The sequence below is a fragment of the Halosegnis rubeus genome (assembly GCF_009184545.1).
In the GTDB taxonomy this organism is placed as follows: domain Archaea; phylum Halobacteriota; class Halobacteria; order Halobacteriales; family Haloarculaceae; genus Halosegnis; species Halosegnis rubeus.
The window spans coordinates 152,210-174,828 of the sequence record NZ_QJOW01000003.1 but is presented as its reverse complement, the minus strand read 5'-3'; the positions used below and the strand labels follow the sequence as shown (position 1 = coordinate 174,828).

At 65.1% G+C, this 22,619-nt stretch carries 22 protein-coding genes; 5 read left to right on the top strand and 17 right to left on the bottom strand.

All coding sequences use genetic code 11. The features are described 5' to 3' along the window. The first annotated feature begins 65 nt into the window (after window positions 1–65). The gene (locus DMP03_RS08440) at window positions 66–398 is read left to right on the top strand and encodes an SHOCT domain-containing protein (RefSeq protein ID WP_152120259.1); all 333 of its coding nucleotides are present in this window, start codon (window positions 66–68) and stop codon (window positions 396–398) included. A gap of 50 nt (window positions 399–448) precedes the next feature. Continuing rightward, window positions 449–1,060, top strand: a complete 612-nt coding sequence (locus DMP03_RS08435; protein WP_225871828.1) for a DUF5806 family protein — start codon at window positions 449–451, stop codon at window positions 1,058–1,060. Here DMP03_RS08435 and DMP03_RS08430 read toward each other — a convergent pair. The 3 genes from DMP03_RS08430 to DMP03_RS08420 are packed head-to-tail and all read right to left on the bottom strand — an operon-like array spanning window position 1,057 to window position 2,337. Continuing rightward, window positions 1,057–1,548 carry a DUF7529 family protein gene (locus tag DMP03_RS08430; RefSeq protein WP_152120258.1) on the bottom strand — a complete coding sequence of 164 codons (492 nt, stop codon included), beginning with the start codon at window positions 1,546–1,548 and terminating at the stop codon, window positions 1,057–1,059. The two genes, DMP03_RS08435 and DMP03_RS08430, sit on opposite strands and share 4 nt — an antisense overlap. A gap of 36 nt (window positions 1,549–1,584) precedes the next feature. Beyond that, window positions 1,585–2,019, bottom strand: coding sequence for a universal stress protein (locus tag DMP03_RS08425; protein WP_152120257.1), 435 nt, complete (start codon window positions 2,017–2,019; stop codon window positions 1,585–1,587). Between the two features lie 45 nt (window positions 2,020–2,064). Then, window positions 2,065–2,337: a hypothetical protein gene (locus DMP03_RS08420; protein WP_152120256.1), complete on the bottom strand. Its 273-nt coding sequence runs from the start codon at window positions 2,335–2,337 to the stop codon at window positions 2,065–2,067. 78 nt (window positions 2,338–2,415) lie between these two features. Between DMP03_RS08420 and DMP03_RS08415 the strand changes: the two genes are divergently transcribed. Next, window positions 2,416–4,296, top strand: a complete 1,881-nt coding sequence (locus DMP03_RS08415; protein WP_152120255.1) for an ABC transporter ATP-binding protein — start codon at window positions 2,416–2,418, stop codon at window positions 4,294–4,296. 61 nt (window positions 4,297–4,357) lie between these two features. Beyond that, entirely contained in the window at window positions 4,358–6,805 is a 2,448-nt protein-coding gene (locus tag DMP03_RS08410) for a DEAD/DEAH box helicase (RefSeq protein ID WP_152120254.1), read from the top strand. Here the strand turns inward: DMP03_RS08410 and DMP03_RS08405 are convergent. From DMP03_RS08405 to DMP03_RS08355, 11 genes are all read right to left on the bottom strand, one after another. Beyond that, a complete protein-coding gene (locus DMP03_RS08405; protein ID WP_152120253.1) occupies window positions 6,802–7,431 on the bottom strand; it encodes an Sjogren's syndrome/scleroderma autoantigen 1 family protein in 630 nt (209 codons plus the stop codon). The genes DMP03_RS08410 and DMP03_RS08405 overlap by 4 nt on opposite strands. Before the next feature lie 40 nt (window positions 7,432–7,471). Further along, window positions 7,472–8,032 carry a dolichol kinase gene (locus DMP03_RS08400; protein ID WP_152120252.1) on the bottom strand — a complete coding sequence of 187 codons (561 nt, stop codon included), beginning with the start codon at window positions 8,030–8,032 and terminating at the stop codon, window positions 7,472–7,474. Continuing rightward, on the bottom strand, window positions 8,033–9,799 hold the full coding sequence (gene glyS / locus DMP03_RS08395) for a glycine--tRNA ligase (RefSeq protein ID WP_152120251.1): 1,767 nt from the start codon (window positions 9,797–9,799) through the stop codon (window positions 8,033–8,035). Beyond that, on the bottom strand, window positions 9,796–10,641 hold the full coding sequence (locus tag DMP03_RS08390) for a CBS domain-containing protein (protein ID WP_152120250.1): 846 nt from the start codon (window positions 10,639–10,641) through the stop codon (window positions 9,796–9,798). The genes glyS and DMP03_RS08390 overlap by 4 nt, the downstream gene beginning before the upstream one ends. 72 nt (window positions 10,642–10,713) lie before the next feature. Beyond that, window positions 10,714–11,373 carry a DUF7529 family protein gene (locus DMP03_RS08385; protein ID WP_193221847.1) on the bottom strand — a complete coding sequence of 220 codons (660 nt, stop codon included), beginning with the start codon at window positions 11,371–11,373 and terminating at the stop codon, window positions 10,714–10,716. Window positions 11,374–11,414: 41 nt separating this feature from the next. Next, window positions 11,415–11,807, bottom strand: coding sequence for a DUF7555 family protein (locus DMP03_RS08380; RefSeq protein WP_152120249.1), 393 nt, complete (start codon window positions 11,805–11,807; stop codon window positions 11,415–11,417). Next, complete coding sequence (locus tag DMP03_RS08375) at window positions 11,800–13,134, bottom strand: ABC transporter ATP-binding protein (protein WP_152120248.1); 1,335 nt, start codon at window positions 13,132–13,134, stop codon at window positions 11,800–11,802. Before DMP03_RS08375 ends, DMP03_RS08380 begins: the two co-directional genes overlap by 8 nt. Next, entirely contained in the window at window positions 13,127–14,191 is a 1,065-nt protein-coding gene (locus DMP03_RS08370; RefSeq protein ID WP_152120247.1) for an ABC transporter ATP-binding protein, read from the bottom strand. The genes DMP03_RS08375 and DMP03_RS08370 overlap by 8 nt, the downstream gene beginning before the upstream one ends. After that, window positions 14,191–15,729 carry an ABC transporter permease gene (locus DMP03_RS08365; RefSeq protein WP_152120246.1) on the bottom strand — a complete coding sequence of 513 codons (1,539 nt, stop codon included), beginning with the start codon at window positions 15,727–15,729 and terminating at the stop codon, window positions 14,191–14,193. The genes DMP03_RS08370 and DMP03_RS08365 overlap by 1 nt, the downstream gene beginning before the upstream one ends. Window positions 15,730–15,736: 7 nt before the next feature. Further along, on the bottom strand, window positions 15,737–16,840 hold the full coding sequence (locus tag DMP03_RS08360; protein ID WP_152120245.1) for an ABC transporter permease: 1,104 nt from the start codon (window positions 16,838–16,840) through the stop codon (window positions 15,737–15,739). A 211-nt stretch (window positions 16,841–17,051) separates the two neighbouring features. Beyond that, window positions 17,052–18,941, bottom strand: coding sequence for an ABC transporter substrate-binding protein (locus DMP03_RS08355; protein ID WP_152120244.1), 1,890 nt, complete (start codon window positions 18,939–18,941; stop codon window positions 17,052–17,054). Between the two features lie 306 nt (window positions 18,942–19,247). Between DMP03_RS08355 and DMP03_RS14305 the strand changes: the two genes are divergently transcribed. Then, entirely contained in the window at window positions 19,248–19,406 is a 159-nt protein-coding gene (locus tag DMP03_RS14305) for a DUF7556 family protein (RefSeq protein ID WP_172967112.1), read from the top strand. On the opposite strand, the gene DMP03_RS08350 is transcribed toward DMP03_RS14305, so the two are convergent. Genes DMP03_RS08350 through DMP03_RS08340 form a run of 3 tightly spaced genes read right to left on the bottom strand, consistent with a single transcriptional unit; the run spans window position 19,397 to window position 22,571 of the window. Then, window positions 19,397–19,714 carry a DUF5789 family protein gene (locus DMP03_RS08350; RefSeq protein WP_152120243.1) on the bottom strand — a complete coding sequence of 106 codons (318 nt, stop codon included), beginning with the start codon at window positions 19,712–19,714 and terminating at the stop codon, window positions 19,397–19,399. The two genes, DMP03_RS14305 and DMP03_RS08350, sit on opposite strands and share 10 nt — an antisense overlap. Window positions 19,715–19,761: 47 nt before the next feature. Further along, window positions 19,762–20,274 (bottom strand): KEOPS complex subunit Cgi121, encoded by a 513-nt coding sequence (gene cgi121, locus DMP03_RS08345; RefSeq protein ID WP_152120242.1) that lies wholly within the window; start codon window positions 20,272–20,274, stop codon window positions 19,762–19,764. Beyond that, window positions 20,274–22,571: an ATP-dependent DNA helicase gene (locus tag DMP03_RS08340; RefSeq protein WP_152120241.1), complete on the bottom strand. Its 2,298-nt coding sequence runs from the start codon at window positions 22,569–22,571 to the stop codon at window positions 20,274–20,276. The genes cgi121 and DMP03_RS08340 overlap by 1 nt, the downstream gene beginning before the upstream one ends. Window positions 22,572–22,619 lie beyond the last annotated feature (48 nt).

Below are 22,619 nucleotides of genomic sequence, written 5' to 3'. Positions count from 1 at the left end.
GCGGGTCATAAAAGAGTCCCGGCGACGAGCGCGGGCTTTTTTATCCGAGCGGCGGAGTCCCACACATGGGAGTCGTCTCGAACGCGCGTGAGGATATCGCGGGCGTGACCGTGTTCCTCATCTTGGGTGCCGGTATGATTGCGCTGTTTGCCAACGTCTCGTGGTTCTGGGTCATCTGGGTCGTCGGCTTCGCCGTCGTCCTCCCGCTGATCGGCATCCTCACCGACGACGAGGAGGAGGACACGGACGAGACACCGGACGACCCGGTCGAACGGCTCAAGCGCCGGTACGCCGACGGAGAACTGACCGACGAGGAGTTCGAACACCGACTCGAACGGCTGATGGAACTCGACGACGACGCGACCGTCGACCGAGAGCTGGAACGCGAGCTCCGGTAGCCGCCGGGGCGGGCGACACGCTTTTTCGCCACCGTGCTGGAGTTTCAGCCATGACAGAGACGCCCGAGGAGGAGCCGACGCCGGCCGTCGAACGCGTCGAAGACGAACGCGAGGAGCCGGAAGAGGCGGACGTGCCCGAGGACGTACAGGAGTACGCCCGCTTCTCGAAGATCGACGGCGCGACCTACGACCGCGCCAACGAGTTCCTGCGCGACCGCACCTACATCACCGCCCGCGAGTGGGCCATCGCGCGGCTGTGTGCGGACTTCCGGACGGAGACGGGCGTCGAGATGACGAAAATCGGCGAGAACCTGCCCGAACTCGTCCCGTTCATGACGGACACCTACTCCCCGCAGGCCGTGAACCAAGCGCGGGCCTCCTTCGAGGAGAAGGTACAGAAGGCGGGCGCGACGTTCCTCTACGGCGCGATGTGTGACTTCTTCACCGCCGAGGAGCTGGACGATCTAATGTACGAGGTGACGGAGGTGGCGAAGTTCCTGCTCGAGGTGGAAGGGGTCGAACTCACCGTCGACGAGGAGCTGGACGCCGAGGACAGAATTTCGGAGGTGATGCGCGAGGTGCGCGACCGCTCTGCCGGCCTGCGCCACGACGAGGTGACCTGCCCGGAGTGTGGCCACGTCCAGGAGGTCGGAGACGACTAGTCGTCGAAGGGGGTCTCGGGGAAGACGTACTCGGGTGAATCGAGCACGAACGAGACCGGTTCGAGCGCCGTGAGACTCCGGACCCGAATCGGGAGCGCGCCGTCGTGGTCGCGAAGCACGCCCTCGGCGTCTGCAGTTCGCTCGTAGTACAGCGGGAGGACGACGGCCTGCTCGTCGGATTCGAACACGACGAGCAAGAGCACGAGACCGTCGCTCTCGGCGCGGGCGACGTGGGTCGGTTCGAACGCGTCGGGGTCGAGCGCGTCGAGTCGGCCGAACGTGTCGTCGTCGACCACCGCCGTGAGTCCGAACCGGTCGGTCGCCGGGACGACGGTCACGTCGGTCGGCTCACAGACGACGGTATCGCGGTCGAGTCCGGCGGCGACGTCGTCTGCGGTCGCGAGCAGCGCCTCCCAGTTTGCCGTGATACCCTCGACGATACCCTCGCCGACGACGTACTCGATGTTCGCGGCTGTCGACTCGTCCATACGTGGGGGAGGTGCGTCCGTCGAAAAAGCGTTCGGCTACACCGACAACACGGGCTGTGAGGCGTACGCGATGACGTACTCGGTGGCCTTCTCGATGACGGCCGTCGGGTCGCCAACGAGCGGTTCCCGCGGGACGACGAGGAAGTCGGCGTCGATTTCTTCGGCGGCGTCGAGGATGACGCTGCCGGGGTGTTGTGAGAGCCGCGAGGCCGAGAAGCCGTGCGTGGTCGACTGCTCGACGTGCACGTCGCCGGCGAGCGCGCGAATCTCGTCGATGAACGCGGTAGAGGCGGCGGCGACCTCCTGTTCCTCGATTTCGCCGGCCTTCAGCCCGGCCGTCGATTCCTCGCCGAGGACGTACAGCGCGTGGACGGAGGCGTCGTAGGCGTCCGCGATCGCGAGGCCGTACTCGGCGGCGGCCAGCGACTCGTCGCTCCCGTCGACCGGCGCGAGCACCGTCTCGATGTCCATACCGGAGGTCCGACCGGTGTCAGCAAAAAGCCACTCGTCGACGGATCACCGCTCCTGCCAGCGCTCGACCTGGAAGCGACGGTATGCGCCGTGGGCCGCCTCCAGCGAGCCGAGCCACCAGTTCCAGCGGTCGGCGGGACCGCCGTCGGGCGCGTCCACGAGGTGTTCGATGACGACCGCGGGGGTGAGTTCGTACCCCGCGTCGCTGGCGAAGGCACCCGAGTCGGCGAGGTCGCGCGCCTGTCTGGCGACGGCTCTTCGCTCGGCGTCGCTCCCGCCAAAGCGGTCGAGTCGGTCAACGAGGGCGGCCGCGTCCATACCACGTCGTGGCGTGGCTCGCACTTGAGTGGTCGTGGAAACACAACCCCTAATCGGGGTCGTTTCACAGACTGGGTAATGACAGACGAGAGCGTCTTCGACCGCTACCGCGCGGACGTGGACCAACCGATGCGACGGCTGTTTGCGGCCTACGGCGAACCCAGATACGGCTGGTTCGCGCTCGGAGTCATCGCCAACCTGCTCGCACAGTTCGCCTCGCTCGCCCCGCCGCTCGTGCTCGGCGCGGCCGTGAACCGACTCAACGGCCAGACGTACTCGCTTCCGCTCGTCCCGGGGTCGCTGTTGCCGAGTGGCCAAGAGCCGCTGTTCTGGCTCTCGGTCGCGTTCATCGGCGGGGCGTTCCTCCTGACGGGCGTGTTCACCTACGTGTACGGCGTCGCCGCAAACGAGTTCGCCCACGGCGTGATGCACGCCGTCCGGGTGGACTGTTTCGAGAAGATGAGCCGGCTAGATATGTCTTTCTTCGACGACAAACAGACCGGCGAGACGATGTCGATTCTCTCCTCCGACACGGAGAATCTGGAGATGTTCCTGGACAACGCGCTCACCGGCGCGGTCCGGCTGGGCGCGATGCTGCTCGGTATCGGTATCGTGCTCTTTCTCGAAAATCCGTATCTCGCGGTCGTCACGCTGCTCGTCGCACCCGTCATGGCCGCGTTTACCTACTGGTTCATGAAGCGAGCCGAGCCGCTGTATGCGGCCCGCCGCTCCTCGATGGGGAAGCTCAACACGCGTCTCGAAAACTCGATTGCGGGCATCGAGCTGACGAAGACGACGGCGAGCGAATCTTACGAGACCGAGCGGGTTCGCGGCTCATCGAAACAGCTGTTCGAGGACACGATGTCGATGCTGCGGCTCTCGTACTTCTACCGGCCGGGGATGGAACTGCTCGCGGGTGTCTCCTTCTCGCTCACGTTCCTCGTGGGGGGCTACTGGCTGTTCGTCGGCGCGCCGCCGGGTGCGACCGGCCAGCTCCAGGTCGGGACGTTCGTCTCGTTTCTCTTCTTGTCACAGCGGTTCGCGACCCCGCTGGCGGAGGTATCGAACATCATCGACCAGTACGAGAACGCGAAGGCCTCCTCAGAGCGCGTCTTCGGGCTGATGGACATCCCCGTCGAGGTCGACGACCCCGAAGACGGTACCGAACTCACCGACGCGGAGGGGAACGTCGTCTACGACGACGTGACGTTCGCGTACGACGACTCCGAGACCGTCATCGACGGCGTGAGCTTCGAGGCGAAGCCGGGCGAGACAGTCGCGCTCGTCGGCCCCACTGGTGCGGGGAAGTCGACGATGCTCAAGCTCCTACTCCGGATGTACGACGTGACCGACGGCGAGGTTCGGGTCGACGACCACGACATCCGTGACGTGACCCTCGAATCGCTCCGGAGTCACGTTGGCTACGTCGGCCAAGAGACGTTCCTCTTTGACGGCACCATCGCCGACAACATCCGGTATGGCGACTTCGACGCGAGCGACCGGCAGGTGCGCGAGGCCGCGAGGGCCGCAGAAGCCGACGAGTTCATCCGGTCGTTCCCGGACGGCTACGACACCCGCGTCGGCGAACGAGGGGTGAAGCTCTCTGGCGGCCAGCGCCAGCGAATCGCCATCGCACGCGTCGTCTTACATGACCCAGAGCTGCTCGTCCTCGATGAGGCGACCAGCGCCGTCGACACCGAGACAGAGTATCTCATCCAGAAGTCACTCGACTCGCTGTCTGCAGACCGGACGACGTTCGCCATCGCCCACCGGCTCTCGACGGTGAAGGGAGCAGACGAGATTCTCGTCATGGAAGACGGGGAAGTGACGGAGCGGGGCGACCACGGGACGCTGCTCTCGGAGGGAGGACTGTACGCCGACCTCTGGAGCGTGCAGGCCGGCGACCTCGAGTCGCTCCCCGAGGACTTCGAGTCGCGCGTCATCGACGAGAGCGACTGACCCGTTTTACATTCACCGCGCTACGCGAACCCTTATTCACGAGAACGAACAATCGCAGGTAATGGCGGCCGCAGACGCCGACGTAGAGTATCTCGACCGGCCACTGGTGAGCGAGGGCTTTCTCGAAGACAGAGCCTACCAGACCCAGTTGGCCGACGCCGCGTCGAAGACCCACACGCTTGTCTGTCTCCCGACCGGACTCGGGAAGACGACCGTCTCCTGTCTCGTTACGGCCCACCGGCTCGCGGAGTACGGTGGCACCTCGCTGATGCTCGCGCCGACGAAGCCGCTCGTCCAACAGCACGCCGACTTCTACCGCGAGGCGCTGGAGGTGGCCGACGACGACATCGTCGTCTTCACCGGCGACGTGCGACCCGACGACCGCGCCGAGCTGTGGGAGTCGGCCCGCATCGTGATGGCTACCCCACAGGTCGTCGAGAACGACCTCGTCGGCAACCGCATCTCGCTCGCGGACGTGACGCACATCACCTTCGACGAGTGTCACCGCGCCACCGGCGACTACGCGTACAACTACATCGCCGAGCGCTACCACGCCGACGCGGAAGAGCCGCTCGTCACCGGGATGAGCGCGAGCCCCGGCGGCGACGAAGAGGAGATTCTGACTGTGTGTGAGAATCTCGGCCTGGTAGAAGTGGAGGTGATGACCGACGCCGACGCCGACGTGGAGAAACACACCTACCGGACGGAAGTGGACTGGCAACACGTCGACTTGCCCGACGACGTGCTCGCGATTCGGGACGCGCTCAACGAGGTCATCAGAGAGCGGCTCGCGAAGCTGAAGGAGTTGGGCGTGACGAACTCGACGGATCCGAACATGAGCCAGCGCGACCTGAACAAGGTGCGCGCACAGCTCCAGCGGCTCATCAACAACGACGACTCGTCGGGCTACAAGGGGATGTCGGCCCACGCCGAGGTGATGAAGCTCCGGCGGGCGACCGAACTCGTCGAGACGCAGTCGGTTGAGTCCCTCCGTCGCTACTTCGAGCGCCAGCGCGAGCAGGCCCGCTCGTCGGGAGCCTCGAAGGCGAGCCAGCGGTTCGTCTCCGAGCCGAAGGTGAAAGAGGCGATGCGACTCGCCGAGGAGTTCGACGGGCTTCACCCGAAGTTCCGGAAGACGCGCATCCTGCTTGCCGAGACGTTCGGCTTGGAGGGTGGCTCGCGCGCCATCGTCTTCACCGAGAGCCGCGACACGGCAGAGACCCTGACGGAGTTCCTGAACGAGTCGTTCGACGCGCGGCGGTTTGTCGGCCAAGGCGACAAGGAAGGCTCCGACGGGATGACACAGACAGAGCAGAAGGAGACGCTCGACGCCTTCCGGGCCGGCGAGTTCGAGGTGCTCGTTTCCACCAGCGTCGCGGAGGAGGGGTTGGACGTGCCGGACGTGGACCTCGTCTTGTTCTACGAGCCGGTGCCGAAGGGCGTGCGGTCAATCCAGCGGAAGGGGCGGACCGGCCGCGCGTCGGAGGGGAAGGTCGTCGTCTTGATCGCGAACGACACCCGCGACGAGGCGTTCTTCTGGATGGCACAAAACGAGGAAAAGCAGATGGAAGAAGAACTCCGCTCGCTGAAGGGGATGACGAGCGAACTCGAATCCGAACTGAGCCAGGAGTCACTGGGGAGCTTCGAGGAGAGCGATGGGGACTCAGCGACGACAGCGAAGGGAGCCACGGACGACAGCGACGACGACGAAGGGGCCGACGCGCCAGTAGACGATGGTGAGGGCGACGGACAGGCCGGACTGGATTCGTTTGCCGGCGAACGGGAGGAATCAGAAGCGTCGGCGGCCGAGGACGAAGAGAACGACGGCGTGGCCGCCGTCGCCGGAACCGACGAGTCGGGCGTCGAAATCGTCGCCGACCAGCGCGAACTCGATTCGACCATCGCGCGTGACCTCTCGAAGCGCGACGGCATCGAGACGCGACTGGAGACGCTGGCCGTCGGCGACTACGTGCTCTCGGACCGCGTCGTCGTCGAGCGCAAGAGCGTGGACGACTTCCTCGACACGTTGCTCGGCGAGGACCGCTCGATGTTCGAGCAGGTGGGCGACGCGGTCCGCAACTACGCGCGCCCGGTCGTCATCGTCGAGGGGGAGAACCTCTACGGGAAGCGCAACGTCCACCCGAACGCGATTCGGGGGGCGCTGGCCTCGCTCGCCGTCGACTTCGGCGCGAGCGTCCTCTTCACCGAGGACGAACAGGGGACGGCGAACCTGCTCGACGTCATCGCTCGCCGCGAACAGGAGGAAAGCGACCGCGAGGTGCGCGTCCACGGCGAGAAATCGAACAAGACGCTGGACGAACAACAGGAGTACGTCGTCAGTTCGGTCGCGGAGGTCGGACCGGTGACGGCGCGCGCGCTGCTCGAATCATTCGGCAGCGTCGAGGCAGTGATGACAGCAGGCGAGCAGGAGCTTCAGGAAGTCGAAGGCGTCGGTCCCGTCACCGCACAGCGGGTGCGCGAGGTCGTCGGCAGCGAGTACGCGGGTTAAATCTGTTCTGCGGCGTCGAGCGCCTCGGCGGCCTCTTTCGCGCCGGCGAGGTATTTTCGCGTCTCCGAGAGCGTGTCGGCCTGTTCGGCCTGCTTCGAGAGTCTCGCGAGGGTGCGTTCGAGCGACGCGCGTGCGGCCGCGAGGTCGCCCGCGTCCGTCAGCGGCGCGTGGGTCACCGGCTCGGACTGCTGTGTCGGCTGTCGGGGCTGCGGGTCCGTCGGCTGTTTTGGCTGTGGTTCGGTCGGCTGTCGCGGCTGTGAATCCGTCGACTGTCGCGGCTGTGGCTCCGCCGGTTCCGTCGGCTCCACGGCTTGCTCGGTCTCCGACTCGGGTTCGACCTCAACCGACGGTTCCTCGCTCGCGTCGGGTTGCGGTTGGTCGGGGGGCTGTGGCTGCGTGTCTTGTGAGGTTGCTTCCGCCCCGCCGGCCTGCTGGCAGGTGGGACAGAACTCCTGGCCGTCCCACCGGAAGATGGGGTCGCCACACTCGTCGCAGTGTTTGTCCGTCATCGTCGCACCTTTGAGCAGGAGTTCGGAGAGGCGCTCGGACTGTTCGCGTTTCTGCTTGTCCTGTTCGTACTTCTCGCGGAGTTTCTCGCGTTCGGCCTCGCGGTCGAAGTCGCTCATACCGGAGTAGAGACCGTCGGGACGAAAAAGCGCTGTGTCCCTACAGCCCCATGACGGCGAGCATCGCGGCCGCTGCGGCAGGGGGAATCGTGAGGTTGTCGTCGATGACGTAGCCCGCAACGGTGGGCGTCGCACCGTCCGCGAGGGTGGCGGCGACGGCCCCAGCGACGGCGGCGTAGCTCCCGACGAACGGGAGCGCGAGCAGGCTGCAGACGCCGAACATCACGAGAAGGACGAACGACTGCTTGACGCGGCGACGTTCGCCGGAGCCGAGCAGTCCGGAAATCGGGTCGCCGAAGGTCAACATCAGGGAGGCGGGAATCGCAATCACGGGGGAGAACAGCCACAGGACGATGGCGATGGAGACGACGTACAGCGCGTAGCCGGCGACGTTCTCCTGTTCGTACTCGCGGGTGAGCCGGTCGAACAGCGCCCAGTTGACGACGCCCGACAATCGAAGGGTTTCGAGGACGGCGACGGCGAGGACGCCGACTGCGAAGCCGTACTGGAGGACGCGATACGGGTAGAGGTCAGCGACGTACGCGAGCGGGAACACTCCGCCCGAGGCGTGGATGAGTCGCCGCTGGACCTCGTGTGTCATCTACAGTGGGGTGACGGTGTCGCGCTCGAGCAGGTCGGCGAAGTCGGTACCGGCACGGAGCGCGAGCAGACACTCCTGCAGTTCCTCGACCGGGATACGCGCCTGTGCGGTGGTGTCGCGGTCGCGAACGGTGACGCTCGTCGGCTCTTTCTCGATGGTCTCGTGGTCGACGGTGACACAGACTGGGGTGCCGATTTCGTCCTGTCGGCGGTAGCGGCGACCGATAGCGCCCGATTCGTCGTAGGCGACGGCCAGGCCGGCCTCGCGCAACTGCTCGCGCGCCCGTTCGGCCTGCTCGACTATGGCCGGCTCGTTCGAGACCAGCGGGACGACACACGCGAACGTCGGCGCGAGTTCGGCCGGCAAGGAGAGATACGTCCGCTCTTCGCCGTCGACCTCGTCGGTCTCGTAGCTGTGGACGAGCACGGAGTAGAACAGCCGGCCGATACCGAAGGACGGCTCGACGACGTGGGGCGTGATGTGTTCGCCCGCCTCGGTGACGGTCTCCACCTCGAAGTTCGCCACGTCGGCGTCCACCTCAACCGACTCGCCGTCGACTTCGACCGCGACGGTCTCGCCGTCGAAGGCGTCCGGGCCCGCGGCGGCCAGTGCGTCAAGCGCGTCGGCGACCGCGCCGGCTTGCCCGCCGAACTCGGGACCGAGGGTCGCCATGTCGGGGTCGACGCTCGGGCGCTCGACCGTCTTCGGCTCGTCGTACTGCTTGAACACGGTGAAGGTGTCACCGGTCGCCTCGGCGTGGTTGGTGAGGTCGTAGTCGCTGCGATACGCGAAGCCGGTCACCTCGACCCACTCGCCGTCGAGTTCCGTCTCGGCGTCCCAACAGTCGGCGGCGTAGTGGGCGCGCTCGCCCGCCTTGTGCTGGCGGTAGCGGAAGCGGTCCATGTCGATGCCGATTGCGTCGTACCAGTCGCGCGCGAGACCGAGGTAGTAGGCGATCCACTCCGACTCGATGACGCCCTCCTCGACCGCCTCGCGGACGGTGTACGTCTCCTGTTTGCCGTCGCCCTCCTGTGCCGTGGCGGAGTAGAGTGGCAGTTCCACGTCGGCGACGGACTCGATATCCGGTTCGTCTTCGGCGGGGTCGATGAACTGTTCGAGTTCCGCCTGCGTGAACGCGCGAACGCGGATGAGACCGCGCCGGGGGGCGATTTCGTTCCGGTAGGCGTCACCGATTTGGGCGACGCCGAACGGGAGCTGCCCGCGAGCGTACTCCTTCAGTCGGGGAAACTCGGTGAAGATACCCTGTGCCGTCTCCGGACGGAGGTAACCGGGCTGTGAGGAGCCGGGCCCGATGTCGGTACCGAACATGAGGTTGAACTCCTCGACCGATTCGCCGGCAAGCGGCGTGCAACAGTCGGGACAGGCGATATCGAGTTCGCCCAGCAGGTCGGCGACACGCTCGATGCCGAGCGCTTCGGCGTCCTCGTACTCAGAGTTGTCCTCGACGAGGTGGTCAGCACGGTGTGAGGCGTCACACTCGGGACACTCGACGATCATGTCGTCGAAGCCGTCGAGGTGGCCCGAGGCCTCGAAGACGGGTTCGGGCATCACGTCCGGCGCAGAGACCTCCATGTTGCCGGCGCGGGTGACGAAGCGGTCGCGCCATCTGTCCTCGACGTTGCGCTTGAGCGCAGAACCCTGCGGGCCGTAGGTGAAGAAGCCGCCGACGCCGCCGTACGACTCCGCGGTCTGGAAGAAGAAGCCGCGGCGCTTGGCGAGTTCGGCGACGGTCTCCAGTTCGCTCACGCAATCGCCTCCAGCAGGTCGGCGTCACGGACGATGCCGACGAGCGTGTCGCCCGACATGACCGGCACCTGCTCGATATCCTCGGTGATGAACAGCTGTGCGATGTCGGTCACCGGCTCGGATTGGCCGACGGTGATGAGCGAGTCAGTCATGAACATCTCGACCGGCTCGGCCGGAATCTTGACGTTTCGAGTGGGGAGATACCGCGAGCCGACCGCCTTGATACCCTCCCACTTCCAGTCGTCGTCGTCGTCGGCAATCGAGTCGCCCGTCGACTCCTCACCCTCGACAATGCGGGCCACGTCGAGCACGTCGACCTCGGTGAGCATCCCCGTCGGCTTCCCCTCCGGGTCGAGGACGACGCCGTACGGCTCCTCGGCGAAGGCGAGTTCGCGCTCGGCGATGGTGAGCGGCGTCGCCTGGTAGACGGCGTTGACGGTCGTCTCCATCAACAGGTCCGCGGTCGTGTCGACCGCCACGTCGCCCTCGGCGACGGCGCGCACGAGGTCGGTGATGGTGATGAGGCCGACCAGTTCGTCGTCCTCGACGACGGGGAGCCGGCGCTGGTCGCCCTCACGCAGGATGCGAGCCGCTTCGCTCAGGTCGGCATCCGGACCGATCGTCGGCACCTCCTCAGTGAGCAGGGCGAGCTGGTCCTCTTCGGGGTTGGCGATGAGCTGTTCGCGGGAGACGAGCCCGCGAAACGCGCCGGTCTCTTCGTTCACGACGGGAATCGACGAGAACTCGTCGTCCTGGAGTCGGTCGAGCACGTCCGTCCGCGAACCCGGAACGACCGCGGTCACGAGCGACTCACGCGGCGTCATGGCGTCTGCGACGTTCATACCCCGAACGCCGTGGGCGCGGTACTAAGACCTTACACTTCCGTGGGGACCGTCACCGCCCGAACGACAGAATTAGGCGTCGTCCTCGGAGCTGGCCGTGTCCTCGTCTTCGGCGTCGGCTTCCGGAGCCGCCTCGTCGTCAGGCTCTTGTCCCGGGAGTCCGCCGGGCATCTGGTTGAGCTGCTCTGGCTCGAAGGCGTAGTACTCGTCCGGGTCCGGGAAGAAGCCCGACGGGTCGTCGTGGTGAATAGTGCCGACGATTTCGCCGCTCAGGTCGCGGACGTGGGTGTACATCTCGTCGCGGTCCATCGCGGTCCGAACCAGATCGACGGCGGTACGCATCTGGTAGGCGCTGGCGATGAAGAGGACGCGCTCCGCGTCCATGTCGATACACTCCACGACCATGAACACGTCACCCTGTTCTCGCGCCTGATACACGCCGGTCTCGTCGAACTCCGCGTCGGCGACGAAGTCGGCGAACTCGGCGCGGTCGCTCTTCGGGAGGAGATACGAGAACCCCCAGCTGTCGTCATCGTCGTCGCCGTGTTCGGGAATTGCCGGTGCCGTGTCGTCGGCGAACACCACGAGCGTCTCGTAGCCGGCCTCCTCGCGGTCGGCCGCCATCGCTCGCGTGTCTTCGATAGTTCGCTGCCATGCGTCCTTGACGGAGTCGGTCCCGCGGGCCGCGCGGTCGTGCGCGTCCGGGTTCTCGTCGGGGTTCGTCTCGACCATACGTGGAGACGGACAGCCGCACGGATAAATGGTGTGCGTGTCTATCGGACGACGCCGAATCCGTACTCCAACAGCGCCGACACCGCCAGCACGGCCAGCCCGACCGCGAACAGCTTCGCGTCGCGCCCGATACGGTCGTTGAACGGCAGCCGACGACCCGCGAGAGGTGGTAGGTCCTGGAGTCGCGCCTCGAAGTCGTACTCGTCTGCAGACTCCGTCGTGACGAGTTCGCTGTCACGACGCGGACGCTTCGGCTGGATGGCGATGCTCCCGAAGCCGAACAGCAACACGCCGACCACGAACAGGACGTACTTCAGCGTCAACAGGCCGGTGCCGAGCAGAAACGACGGTACGGCGGCGACGGCGACGACGACAGCCGTCACGGCGGCGACCCAGACGGCGAACTCGACGAGACGCAGCCAGCGATTACGCACCGTCGCTGTACTTCGAGAGGACCGCCGTCACGTCGTCGTACTCGGCGTCGTGTCGGTGACAGTAGCTCTCGCGCCCGCTGGCGCTCACCTGATGGTGGTCCGGCCGCGTCGTGTCACAGACGCCGCCGAACTCGTCGCGGAGATACGTGCGGGCCTCCTCCGGTTCGCCATCCTTCACCAGCTCGACGGCGTGCTGGACGTGGTCTTGGACGGCCTGTGGAACCGACAGCTCCTCGAAGAGGTCCTCGACCGTCTCGTCGATGTCGTCGAACCGCGAGAACCGACCGAGCCGCTTGCGCATCTGGTCGGTCGCGGACAGCGACATCCGCGACCGCTCGCGGATGACCTCGCGGAGCTGTTCGACGGCGTCCCAGGTCTCGTCGGGCACGTCGGCGTACGCCTCGGGGCGAATCTTCGCCGGACACCGCGTCGAGAACTGACACCCCTGGGGTGGGTCGCGGGGACTCGGCGGCGTCCCGGGGAGGGTGATACGGTCGATGGTGACCGTCGGGTCGGGGCGCGGAATCGCAGACAGCAACGCCTGCGTGTACGGGTTCTGTGGATCCTCGTACAGTTCTTCCGTGTCGCCGATTTCCATGATCTTGCCGAGATACATCACGGCGACGCGGTCGCAGATGTGCCGGACCACGGAGAGATCGTGTGCGATGAACAGGTAGGTGAGGTCGAACTCCTCCTGGAGATCCTCGAGTAGCGTGATGATCTTCGCCTGCACGCTCACGTCGAGGGCGGACACCGGCTCGTCGAGGACGATGAACTCGGGTTCGAGCGCGAGCGCGCGGGCGATACCGATACGCTGGCGCTGGCCGCCCGAGAACTGGTGTGGGTACCGGAAGTAGTGTTCTTCGCGGAGCCCGACCTCCGAGAGCAGTTCGGTGACGCGCTCGCGCCGTTCGGACTTGGTCTTCCAGCCGTGGGCGTCAAGCGGCTCGCGGATGATTTCGCCGACGGTCATCCGGTCGTTGAGACTCGACTCGGGGTCCTGGAACACCATCTGGGCGTTGCTGCGCCACTTTTTCAACTCGGAGCCGGACAGCTCCGTGATGTCGGTGCCGTCGAAGCTGACGCTCCCGTCGGTCGCCTGCTCGAGCCGAACGAGCGTGCGACCGAGCGTGCTCTTTCCGGAGCCGGACTCGCCGACAAGCCCGAACGTCTCGCCCCGCTTGATTTCGAAGTTGACCGTATCGACCGCCTTCACCGGCGGCGGTGCGAAGAAGCCGTTGCCGCCGTAGTACTTCTTCAGGTCCTGTACGTCGACCAGCGTCTCGCCGCTGGCTGCCGTCTGCTTGCGCTCGATTGCGTTACTCATTCACATCACCTGCGGGTCGTTCACGCGACTTCGCTCCGAGCGACCGGTGGTGGCTGACCCGCTCCTCCTCGGTCTGCTCTTCGGGGTACAACAGACACGCCGCGGTGTGGTCCGGGTCCTCGCCGACGCTGACGTGTGCGGGCGCGACCGCATCACACGCGTCGAACGCCTCTGGACACCGGGGCGCGAACCGACAGTACGTCGCCTCCTCGTTCGGTGTCGGCACGTCACCCTCGATGGTTCGCAGCGATTCGCCGTCGGCCTGTTCGCCCGGAATTGCTCCCAACAGTCCCTCGGTGTAGGGGTGTTTCGGGTTCGCAAACAGGTCTTCGACGGGGGCCGACTCGATGATCTGGCCGGCGTACATCACGTTGACGCGGTCAGCGATTTCGGCGATGACACCCATGTCGTGAGTGATAAACAGAATCGAGAGGTTCCGCTCTTCCTGTAGCCCGTCCAGGAGCTCAAGGATCTGAGCCTGTATAGTCACGTCGAGTGCCGTCGTCGGCTCGTCACAGATGAGGAACTCGGGATCACACGCGAGCATCATCGCGATGACGGCCCGCTGGCGCATTCCGCCGGAGAACTCGTGTGGATACTCGTCCAGCCGACGGGCAGCGTCGGGGATAGCGACATCCTCAAGCAGGTTAATCGCCTCCTCGCGCGCCTCTGCACCACGGAGTCCCTGATTGATGCGCAGCGCCTCTCTAATCTGGTTACCGATGGTGTAGACCGGATTCAGCGACTGCTGTGGGTCCTGGAACACCATCCCGATGCCGCTACCACGGAGCTGTTCGTACTCGGTGTCCGACAGCTCCGTTAGCTCCCGACCGTTGAAATTGATGGACGACCCGGGGAGAACCTCGCCGGGGCTTTCGACGATACCCATGATGGAGCGTGCGGTGACCGACTTCCCGGAGCCGGATTCGCCGACGATGCCGACGGTCTCACCCTCGTGTACGTCAAACGAGATACCGTCGACGGCGCGGATGGTCTCCTTGTCGGTGTGGAACACCGTCTGGAGGTTGGAGACGGACAGTACCGGTTCTTCCGCCATCACGCACCACCTCCTGCAGCCGTCTGTTCACCACTCCCAGACTCGGTCTCCGGATCGATGGCGTCACGCAGTCCGTCGCCGAGGGCGTTCGCACCCGTGACGAGGGCGACGATCATCAGGCCCGGAATTAGGGAGATGTGCCACGACGGCGTGGAGACGTAGTTTTGTCCGAGGTCGATAGCGCGACCCCACGCTGGCGTCGGTGCGGTCACACCGAGTCCGTTCCCGAGGAACGAGAGCGCCGACATCGCGATGATGATACCACCGGCCGACATCGACGCGTAGACGAGTAGATAACCGACCACGTACGGGAACATGTGTTTCCACATGATAAGCGCTGGCCGTTGGCCGAAGCTCTCTGCGGCGTCGACCCACTCCTCCTGTGCGACCTGTAAGGCCGGTCCACGGACGGCGCGCCACAGCCCCGGCCAGCCGGTTAGCCCGAACAGTATCGCGAGTAAGAACCCGCCGTTGAGTACATTCGTTATCCAGTGGCCGGCGAACACTGCACTCACCATGATGAGCAAGAGCAGCTGTGGAACGGATGTAATACCGTCAGCGACTGTGAGGACGCCCAGGTCTACGGTACCGCTGTAGAAGGCCGATATCATGCCCAACGCGGCTGCGATGCCTGCACTCATTCCGATAGCGATACCGACCACCGTAATCGTTGTCCGGGCACCGCCCATCATGAACGTGAAGAGGTCACGTCCGTTGGTGAGTGTCCCGAACGGATGGAACCGGTCGAAGCTGTCGTAGCTCATCGGCCCCACGTTCGTGCCGGCACCCTTCGACTTGGAGTTGAAGTTGGCGTTCCCAACGGTTACGTTCTCGACTTGGCCGGTCTCGTTGGAGTAGTACTCGACGTAGTGTCCGTACGGCGACTGGATGTTCGCTTCGACGGTTGTCGGCCCGAGCGCGGGACCGAACAGCGCCATCGTGAGAAACAGGAGGATGATGAGGACACCGAACACACCCCAGCGGTGGCTGCGGAGTCGGTTGATGATGTCGTCGGTCGGCGTCCAGTCCGCCTGTCGATAGTAGATGCGGAAGATGTCCCAGCCGCGGAACAGCCAGTAGGCGACGACGAATGCGTAGACGACGATGAGCGTGACACGGAGCAGCCACGCGAGCCGCGGCTCGAGTCCCATAAACGTCTCCGCCCACGGGCCATCGGGACCGAGCCTGTGGCCCTGGTTCGGAATCGTCTCCCGGCTGAGCAGCGTCGGAATTCCCTCTGCGGTGCTCCGGACGCTGTCGATCTGTGAGAGAATCGACGCCTGGACTTCGTTGATGCTAGTCTCGATGCCTTTCGAGATGGTGAGACCGAGCATCGCGGCGATGAGCCCGGTAACGCCGAGTACCAGCGCGTGGAGGACGGTCAGCGTGCCGCCGATAAACGCACCGAACTCGAGGACAAGCAGGACGGCGGCGACGGCCGCCCAGCGGAGCGCCGGCCGCGGATTCGCGGCCAGACGCGACGTGAGCGACGACTGGTCGCCGTCGTATGAGTCGTTCGGAGTGTTTGTGTCTGACATGAATATGTTACCCCTCGACGTCGTCGAGCGAGATACGCGGGTCGACGATTGTGTACAGCAGGTCCTGCGTGATGTTGAACACCACGAGGATGATGGTGAAGATGAACGTGAGCGTCATGATGACGGGGATATCCGTCTGGAAGATGGCTCTGAGATAGAGACTCCCCAGTCCATTGATACCGAAGATAGCCTCGACGAGAACGGACCCGCCGATGAGCAGGTAGAACTCGCCCATGATAATCGGCAACAGCGGAATCAGCGCGTTGCGGCCGACGTGCTTGAACACGATACGGCGTGCGGAGACGCCCTTCGCGCGTGCGGTCTCGACGTACTTCGAGTTGATACTTTCCAGAACGGCGGTCCGAGCGATACGGACCTCGTTCCCCATCGACGCCGACCCCAACACGAGCGCGCCAGGGAGAATCCACTTGAACGCGACGGCCATGTTCTGCAGTTCCGGAATCGGAAGGAACAGCATCTCAAGTACGGGAATCCCGTCGAATAATGGAATGACGTTGAAGAGGTTGTTCACCTCCGGTGGCGTCCCGACGACCTTCGTCGCGAGCCCATAGTCGGCACCCCAATCACGGTAGAATGAAAGCGCACCACCCGCAGACAGCAGGCCGGAGAGGATGACGGCGAGCCAGAAGTTCGGCATCGCACGCCAGAGAATTCCGCCGGCAGACGCGAAGTAATCGCTGAACGTGTTCGCGCGGAGCCCGGCAAACAGCCCGACCGGAATCCCCACGAACAGTGCGATAACCACCGACCACCAGCCGAGCCAGATAGTCGCCGACATGCGTGCACCGATGAGGTCGATGATCGGTCGACCGCGCTGGACGACCCACGACTGTCCGAAGTTGAGCGTGAACAGGTCGGTCATCACCATGCGGTACTGGTCCCACAGCGGCACTTCCTGCCCGTTAGGATACCGATAACCGAGGTCGACGAGCAATCGCTGGATGTCTGCCTCACTCGCCTTTCGGCCGAGGATACTGTACACCGGGTCGAGAGGCCCGGCGTACAGAATGAGAAACGCCATCGTGAGCCCGAACAGGACGACGGGTATCGCGAGCGCGATTCGCTTCCCGAGATACACCAGCTTGTTCATGCTGTCGTGTCACCGCCCGTCTGGTTGGGGGACCGGTCTACATGTCTCGCCACCGGTATACGCGAAGCGCGGGGACCTGCGGGAGACGCGTGTCGTTCGTTTCGTATCATATCTGGAGAGTGGTTATCGTGTGACTGTTAGACGCAATGCTTGCGAGTGGATGAGTATTCCGAATGGTTGAATATGTCGATACTACGGGGACAGGGTGAGTTTAGTTACCCTGCCAGTGGCTGCGGTACGTCTCGCCACCGCCCGGGTAAATCGGAGCCGGGGTGAGGTGGTAAGACGGGGAACCGCGCGAGAGGAAGACCTCTTGCACGAACTGCTCGCGGTTGATGACGTACGCCATCGCCTCACGAACCGGCTGGGGAACCTCCTCGAGGTTGAAGCCGACGTAGAAGGTGTTGATGGTCGGCGTGCGGGCGTACTGGTAGGTGACGTCGTTCTCCTCGACGGGACCGTAGGTACCGAGCTCCTGTGCGCCCTGCGTCTCCTCGATGGAGACGAGATCGGGGTCGTACTGGGAGGTCGGGACGCCACCGGTGTCCGCGTTCCCGTTGATGAAGCGGTTGAAGATGGCGTTCGTGTCCGTCAGGATCTGGAGGTCGATACCGTCGAAGGAGGCCGGCTCGCCGTGGTAGTCGTCGAAGGTGTCGTAGGTGAAGTTGCCACCGTTGCCCGAGTTCCACTCGACGAACTGGAACGGACCGCTGCCGATCGGGTTGTTGAGCGAGAACTCTTCGTATCCCATCTCGCCCTCGTAGCCCTCGATGTCGCCCACGATACCCTCCGGAACGGCGGAGAAGGCCGAGTAGGCCATGATTTCGAGCGCGAACGCGAACGGCTCTTCGAGTTCCATCGTGAACTCGTAGTCGCCGGTCTGCTCGATGGCCATCGACTCCGGCACGACTTCGCCGTTGTCGTTCTCCTCTCGGACGACGTTGAGGTCGCCGGTGAGGAAGGAGCTGTTCGAGGAGTTGGACGACTCTGCGAGACGACGGAGCGAGTAGACCATGTCCGCGGCCGTGACTTCGCCGTAGTCCTCGTGGAACTGCACACCTTCCTTCAGCGTGAACGTGTACGTGGTGAGGTCGTCGCTCAGCTCGTAATCTTCAACAAGGAGGTTGCTGACCTGCGCCTCGCCGTTGAAGTAGTTGAGCGGTGCATCGAACATGTTCATGATCTTGGCACCGCTCGCCGTGTCACCGGAAGCGACGGGGTCGAGCGTGCTGAGGGTAGCCGACGTGCCGCTGAGTCGGTCGCGGCCCTCGATGGCGTTGACGGAGTTGTTCGTCTTGGCGCGGGACGGACCCATGCCGCCCGCCGGGTTGAAGTCGACGTAGTCGTACCACATCGACTCGGTGACGCTGCTGTACAGCGGGATGAGGGCGGCCGACTCCCAGAGGGCCTCCTCCATCATTGGGACGGCGTCGTCGCGGGCCTGCTGTGCCTCGTCGGAGGTGCCCGGGTTGCTCGTAATCATGGAGTACCCGTCCTCCATGTACTGGGTGACGCTCGAGTCCACCATCGCGTCCTCGGACCAGAACAGGCGTGCGCCGTTCGGGGTCGTCCCCTCGGCGTCGTACACGGTGTTCTGTGGGTTGATGAGCTGGAGGAAGTTCTGCGGTGCCGGGTAGTCGGCAATCCAGCCGAGCGTGTACGCCTCGTGGTCGCCCTGCTCGGTCGTGCTGAGCAGCTCCGAGAAGGACGCCTCGCTGATGTTCATCTCGATGTGGGCCTGCTGGAGGCGCGAACGGATGGTGTTCGCCATCTCCAGCCAGGTCGGGCTCGTGTACTGGAGCCAGTCGAGCTCGAAGGTGTTGTCGGGACCGTAGCCGGCCTCCTCCATTACCTCGATTGCGCTCTGGACATCGGTCTCGTTGGCCGAGTACGGGTAGGCGTCGAGGCCGTCGAAGGACTCGGGAGTGGCCGTTCCGTCGTCGCCACCGTCTCCGCCGTCGCTACCGTCTCCGCCGTCGCCGGAGTCAGTGGCCGTGGCGTCTCCACCGTCACTCGAACAACCAGCAACACTTGCAGTCAGGGCGGCAGCACCGGTCGCTTGCAGGAACCGGCGGCGCTTGAATTCACTGTCTTCAGCCATTTCGAACGATTGTACATATTGGATGTGGTTAAACTTACCGCAATGCCAGCAAGTGACGTACATACGCCTATATTCCCGACAACAGCATCGACAGCAACGCTGCACCCGGTTTGGTGCGCTCACGCCCGATTGTGCGACTCTGTGACACAGAGCCGAGAATGACTCGCCGAGCGTCCACAGTTCCCACCGATATCCACCGGTATTCCAGCCTCCGCGCGAGGTATTCTCGAATCGAACAAAACACCGGTGCGTGCCACCGTCCCCCATTTCGTCAAGTTTATATACTCGTGTTAACTACTAACAAGCATGGTTCCGGACTCAGCGGTTGCCGGGAGTGCAGGTGCACACGGCGAAGTAATGGCTGCCGTCGACGGCGACACGTACCTCATTGCGGACGTGTCCCGCGACGACGCGTGGCTCTCGATGCCGACCGACGACACACCTGCGCTCGCCGACTACTGTTGAGCCGGCTCGTCGGTAGACGTCTCGTCGAACCGTTCGTCCCGCGTTATCTCCGCGGTGAGCGCCTCGCGCGCCTCTGCCGGCGACGCAAACTCGTCGGCCAATCGGTCGAACGCGTCCTCTAGCGTCTCCGTCTCGTTTGCGAGGTCGAACTCCGTCGCTCGGTGCTCAGCGACGAGCTCGTCGCTGCTCGCCGGGTACGCCCGTTCGGCCGTCGCCGCCTCCGTCGCTTCGAGTATCTGTCCGACCTGTTGTGCGCGCTCGTGCTGGCGGTGTTCCGGCTCCTCCGAGGGGGTGTCACCCGTTTGCAATCACCACACCTACGCTCGCTGTCCGGAGAATTAAACGATCGAGGCTATCACTCGATGACGAGCAGCGCGATCCGCTCTAACACGAGATCGGCAAGCGTCGCGTCCGTCGCTTCTGCTTCTGCCGCTCCGATATCGAAGAACGCTCGCACCCGTTCGGGGTCGTAGTCGCCGAGCGTCGGCTGAGCGTCGAGCAGTCGCGTGACCGCCTCACTGGCCCCCGGCTCGTTGCCGGTCGCTCCCTCGCTCGCGACGAGGACGACGGCGGGCGTCTCGCCCTCGCTCACGCCGAGGTCGAGTGCCCGGCGAATCTGGCGGCGACCCGCCGCGTACAGCAGAATCTCGACGGCGCGGTTCCGAGCGATGGCGTCGCCGCGGTCGCGTTCGCGGTCTGCGAGTCTCATCGCGCGCGCGAGGTGCCGTTCGCCGACGATGTAGCGGGCGTCGAACGCCTGGACCGTTACCCCGTACTCCACACCGATATCCGTGAGTCGGTCGACGAACGCGTCCGTGTCCGGAAACCGCTCTCCTCCGACCGTCGCGACGCCCTCGACCAGTTCCATCAGAAGTCACCGAGACTCGACTGGTCGTTCTCGTCGGCCGACTCGCCCGAATTGCTCGCGTCGGTCGCAGCCACCGGTTCGGCGTCTGGGTCGGGGGTCACGCCGGCCATCTCCGGATTCGGGTGGCCGGCGTGTTCGAGCACCGTCTCTGCGGTGCGTTCACGTCCACGGAGCGCGGCGAGCACGACCGACTTGTCCGCGTTCCGGAGTTGGTCGCGGTCCTCGATACCGGCCTCGTAGAGTCTCCGCGCGCGCTTTCGCCCGACGTTGCGCACGTCCGCGAGGTCGATGAGCTCCTCGCGGACCCCGTACTGGACCCGTTTTTTCGCTTCGCGAATCGCCTGCACGTTGCCGAAGCCGCGCTCGCCGGCCAGCGACTCCGCCGCGCCCAGCAGCCACTCGGCGGTGTCGACCTTGCCGCGGATGTCGCCAGGACCGACGCCGTAGCGGTCGGTGATGCGGTCCTCGTCGGTCTCGCTTGCCCAGTCGTCGAGCAGCCTCGCCGTCTTGAGCGCGGCGAGCCAGTCCTCGAAGCGCGACTCCTCGAACTCCGAGGGCTGTGCCCCGAGCAGTTCGGTCTCGTGGTCGTACGCGATCTGCGTGTACTGCTCGCGCTCGCCCGACCGGAGATACAGCTGGTACATGTCCGGCGTGCGCGAGACGAGATGGTAGAGACCGAGCGCGGAGGGGTCGTCGGCGTCGGCGATTCCGTCGATGATGGTCGCCGCGCTCATCGGGTCGAGATACAGCCGGGAGACGGTGTGGCCCAGATTCGTCGCCGTCAGTCGTTCGGCATCGCCCTCCCGAGTCCGCTCGATGAAGTCGTTGCGTTCGAGATACGCGAGCATGTCGTCGGTGACCCGTTCGAGTCGGCCCTGCTCGTCGGTCTGGGCCGCATAGAGCGTCCCGTCGAGGAACGACAACAGCGTCTCCCGCGAGTCGGCGAACCCGGAGGCGACGGTTGCGAGCAGGTGAGTTCGCATCGCCGGCTCGGCGGCCAGCTTCGACTGTACCGGGTCGGGGTCGGCCCACACGTACCGCTCGAACAGCTCGTCGAGTTCGTCGTGGCTGCTCGCGAGCAACAGCGCCTCGCCGTAGGGGTCCATCCCCGGTCGACCGGCACGGCCCATCATCTGGTGGACTTCCAGCACCGACAGCGGCTGCATCCCGCCGGCGTCTCCGGAGTAGCGCCGCCAGTCGCGCACGACGACACGCCGCGACGGGGTGTTGACGCCGGCCGCGAGCGTCGGGGTCGCACAGACGCACTTGACGAGTCGGTCGCGGAAGGCAGCCTCCACGAGTTCGCGGTGGCCCGGCGAGAGACCGGCGTGGTGGAAGGCCGCCCCCTTCTCGACCGCGTCCGCGAGGTCGTCGCTCGTCTCGGTGTCGCTCACGTCTCGAATCTCGTCGGCCACGTCGGCCAGCGCGGCGAGTTCGTCGCCGTCGAGTTCCGGGCTCACGACGTTGGCGAGTCGCCGCGCCGCGGCCTCGGCGTTCCGGCGGGAGTTGACGAAGACGAGCGTCGAGCCACCCTCCTCGACCGTCTCGCCGTCCTCAACCGTATCCCGAAGCGTGTCGCGGACGATTGCGGCGGTCGGCTTCTCGTTGCCTTGGACGCTGAGCTGCTCCTGTGTCCCGTCGTCGAAGTGGAGCGCCTGCCCGAAGTGGACGCCCTTCCGGAGGTCGATAGGTCTCCACGAGGAGTCGACGAGTTCGGCATCGAGCCAGTCGGCGAGTTCGCCGGCGTTCCCGATGGTCGCGGACAGCGCGACAATCTGGAGACCCGGATTTCGCGAGCGGAGTTTCGCGAGGGTGACTTCGAGGGTCGGCCCGCGTGTCGGGTCGTCGACGAGGTGGACCTCGTCGGAGACCACGCAGTCGAGTTGGGCGAGCCACGGCGCGCCGTTGCGCACGAGCGAGTCCACCTTCTCGGAGGTGGCGACGATGATATCTTTCTTCGCGAGCCACTCACCGTCGGAGTCGTAGTTGCCCGTGGAGACGCCCACGTCGACGCCGTACTGTTCGAACTGCTCGAACTCTGCTTTCTTCTCGGAGGCGAGCGCGCGGAGGGGGACGATGTACAGCGCCTTGCCGCCTCGCTTGACCGCAGAGAGCATGGCGAGCGTGGCGATGAGCGTCTTCCCCGAGGCGGTCGGAATCGAGGCGACGAGCGACTCGCCTTCCGTGACGCCGGCCTCGACGGCCGCCGCCTGTGGCGGATACAGCGACTCGACCCCATCGGCGTCGAGATGGCCGGGGAGCCACTCCGGCACCGCGGGTACGTCGGACACTTCCATTGTGCTCGCTAGCGCGTGATTCGGTTTAAACCATCTCCCCTGTCACGA

What these genes read in the sequence shown, in the direction of transcription:
- DMP03_RS08440 (WP_152120259.1), top strand. Translation starts at nt 66, where the DNA reads ATGGGAGTCGTCTCGAACGCGCGTGAGGATATCGCGGGCGTGACCGTG.
- DMP03_RS08435 (WP_225871828.1), top strand. Translation starts at nt 449, where the DNA reads ATGACAGAGACGCCCGAGGAGGAGCCGACGCCGGCCGTCGAACGCGTC.
- DMP03_RS08430 (WP_152120258.1), bottom strand. Translation starts at nt 1,548, where the DNA reads ATGGACGAGTCGACAGCCGCGAACATCGAGTACGTCGTCGGCGAGGGT.
- DMP03_RS08425 (WP_152120257.1), bottom strand. Translation starts at nt 2,019, where the DNA reads ATGGACATCGAGACGGTGCTCGCGCCGGTCGACGGGAGCGACGAGTCG.
- DMP03_RS08420 (WP_152120256.1), bottom strand. Translation starts at nt 2,337, where the DNA reads ATGGACGCGGCCGCCCTCGTTGACCGACTCGACCGCTTTGGCGGGAGC.
- DMP03_RS08415 (WP_152120255.1), top strand. Translation starts at nt 2,416, where the DNA reads ATGACAGACGAGAGCGTCTTCGACCGCTACCGCGCGGACGTGGACCAA.
- DMP03_RS08410 (WP_152120254.1), top strand. Translation starts at nt 4,358, where the DNA reads ATGGCGGCCGCAGACGCCGACGTAGAGTATCTCGACCGGCCACTGGTG.
- DMP03_RS08405 (WP_152120253.1), bottom strand. Translation starts at nt 7,431, where the DNA reads ATGAGCGACTTCGACCGCGAGGCCGAACGCGAGAAACTCCGCGAGAAG.
- DMP03_RS08400 (WP_152120252.1), bottom strand. Translation starts at nt 8,032, where the DNA reads ATGACACACGAGGTCCAGCGGCGACTCATCCACGCCTCGGGCGGAGTG.
- DMP03_RS08390 (WP_152120250.1), bottom strand. Translation starts at nt 10,641, where the DNA reads ATGAACGTCGCAGACGCCATGACGCCGCGTGAGTCGCTCGTGACCGCG.
- DMP03_RS08385 (WP_193221847.1), bottom strand. Translation starts at nt 11,373, where the DNA reads ATGGTCGAGACGAACCCCGACGAGAACCCGGACGCGCACGACCGCGCG.
- DMP03_RS08375 (WP_152120248.1), bottom strand. Translation starts at nt 13,134, where the DNA reads ATGAGTAACGCAATCGAGCGCAAGCAGACGGCAGCCAGCGGCGAGACG.
- DMP03_RS08370 (WP_152120247.1), bottom strand. Translation starts at nt 14,191, where the DNA reads ATGGCGGAAGAACCGGTACTGTCCGTCTCCAACCTCCAGACGGTGTTC.
- DMP03_RS08365 (WP_152120246.1), bottom strand. Translation starts at nt 15,729, where the DNA reads ATGTCAGACACAAACACTCCGAACGACTCATACGACGGCGACCAGTCG.
- DMP03_RS08360 (WP_152120245.1), bottom strand. Translation starts at nt 16,840, where the DNA reads ATGAACAAGCTGGTGTATCTCGGGAAGCGAATCGCGCTCGCGATACCC.
- DMP03_RS08355 (WP_152120244.1), bottom strand. Translation starts at nt 18,941, where the DNA reads ATGGCTGAAGACAGTGAATTCAAGCGCCGCCGGTTCCTGCAAGCGACC.
- DMP03_RS14305 (WP_172967112.1), top strand. Translation starts at nt 19,248, where the DNA reads ATGGTTCCGGACTCAGCGGTTGCCGGGAGTGCAGGTGCACACGGCGAA.
- cgi121 (WP_152120242.1), bottom strand. Translation starts at nt 20,274, where the DNA reads ATGGAACTGGTCGAGGGCGTCGCGACGGTCGGAGGAGAGCGGTTTCCG.
- DMP03_RS08340 (WP_152120241.1), bottom strand. Translation starts at nt 22,571, where the DNA reads ATGGAAGTGTCCGACGTACCCGCGGTGCCGGAGTGGCTCCCCGGCCAT.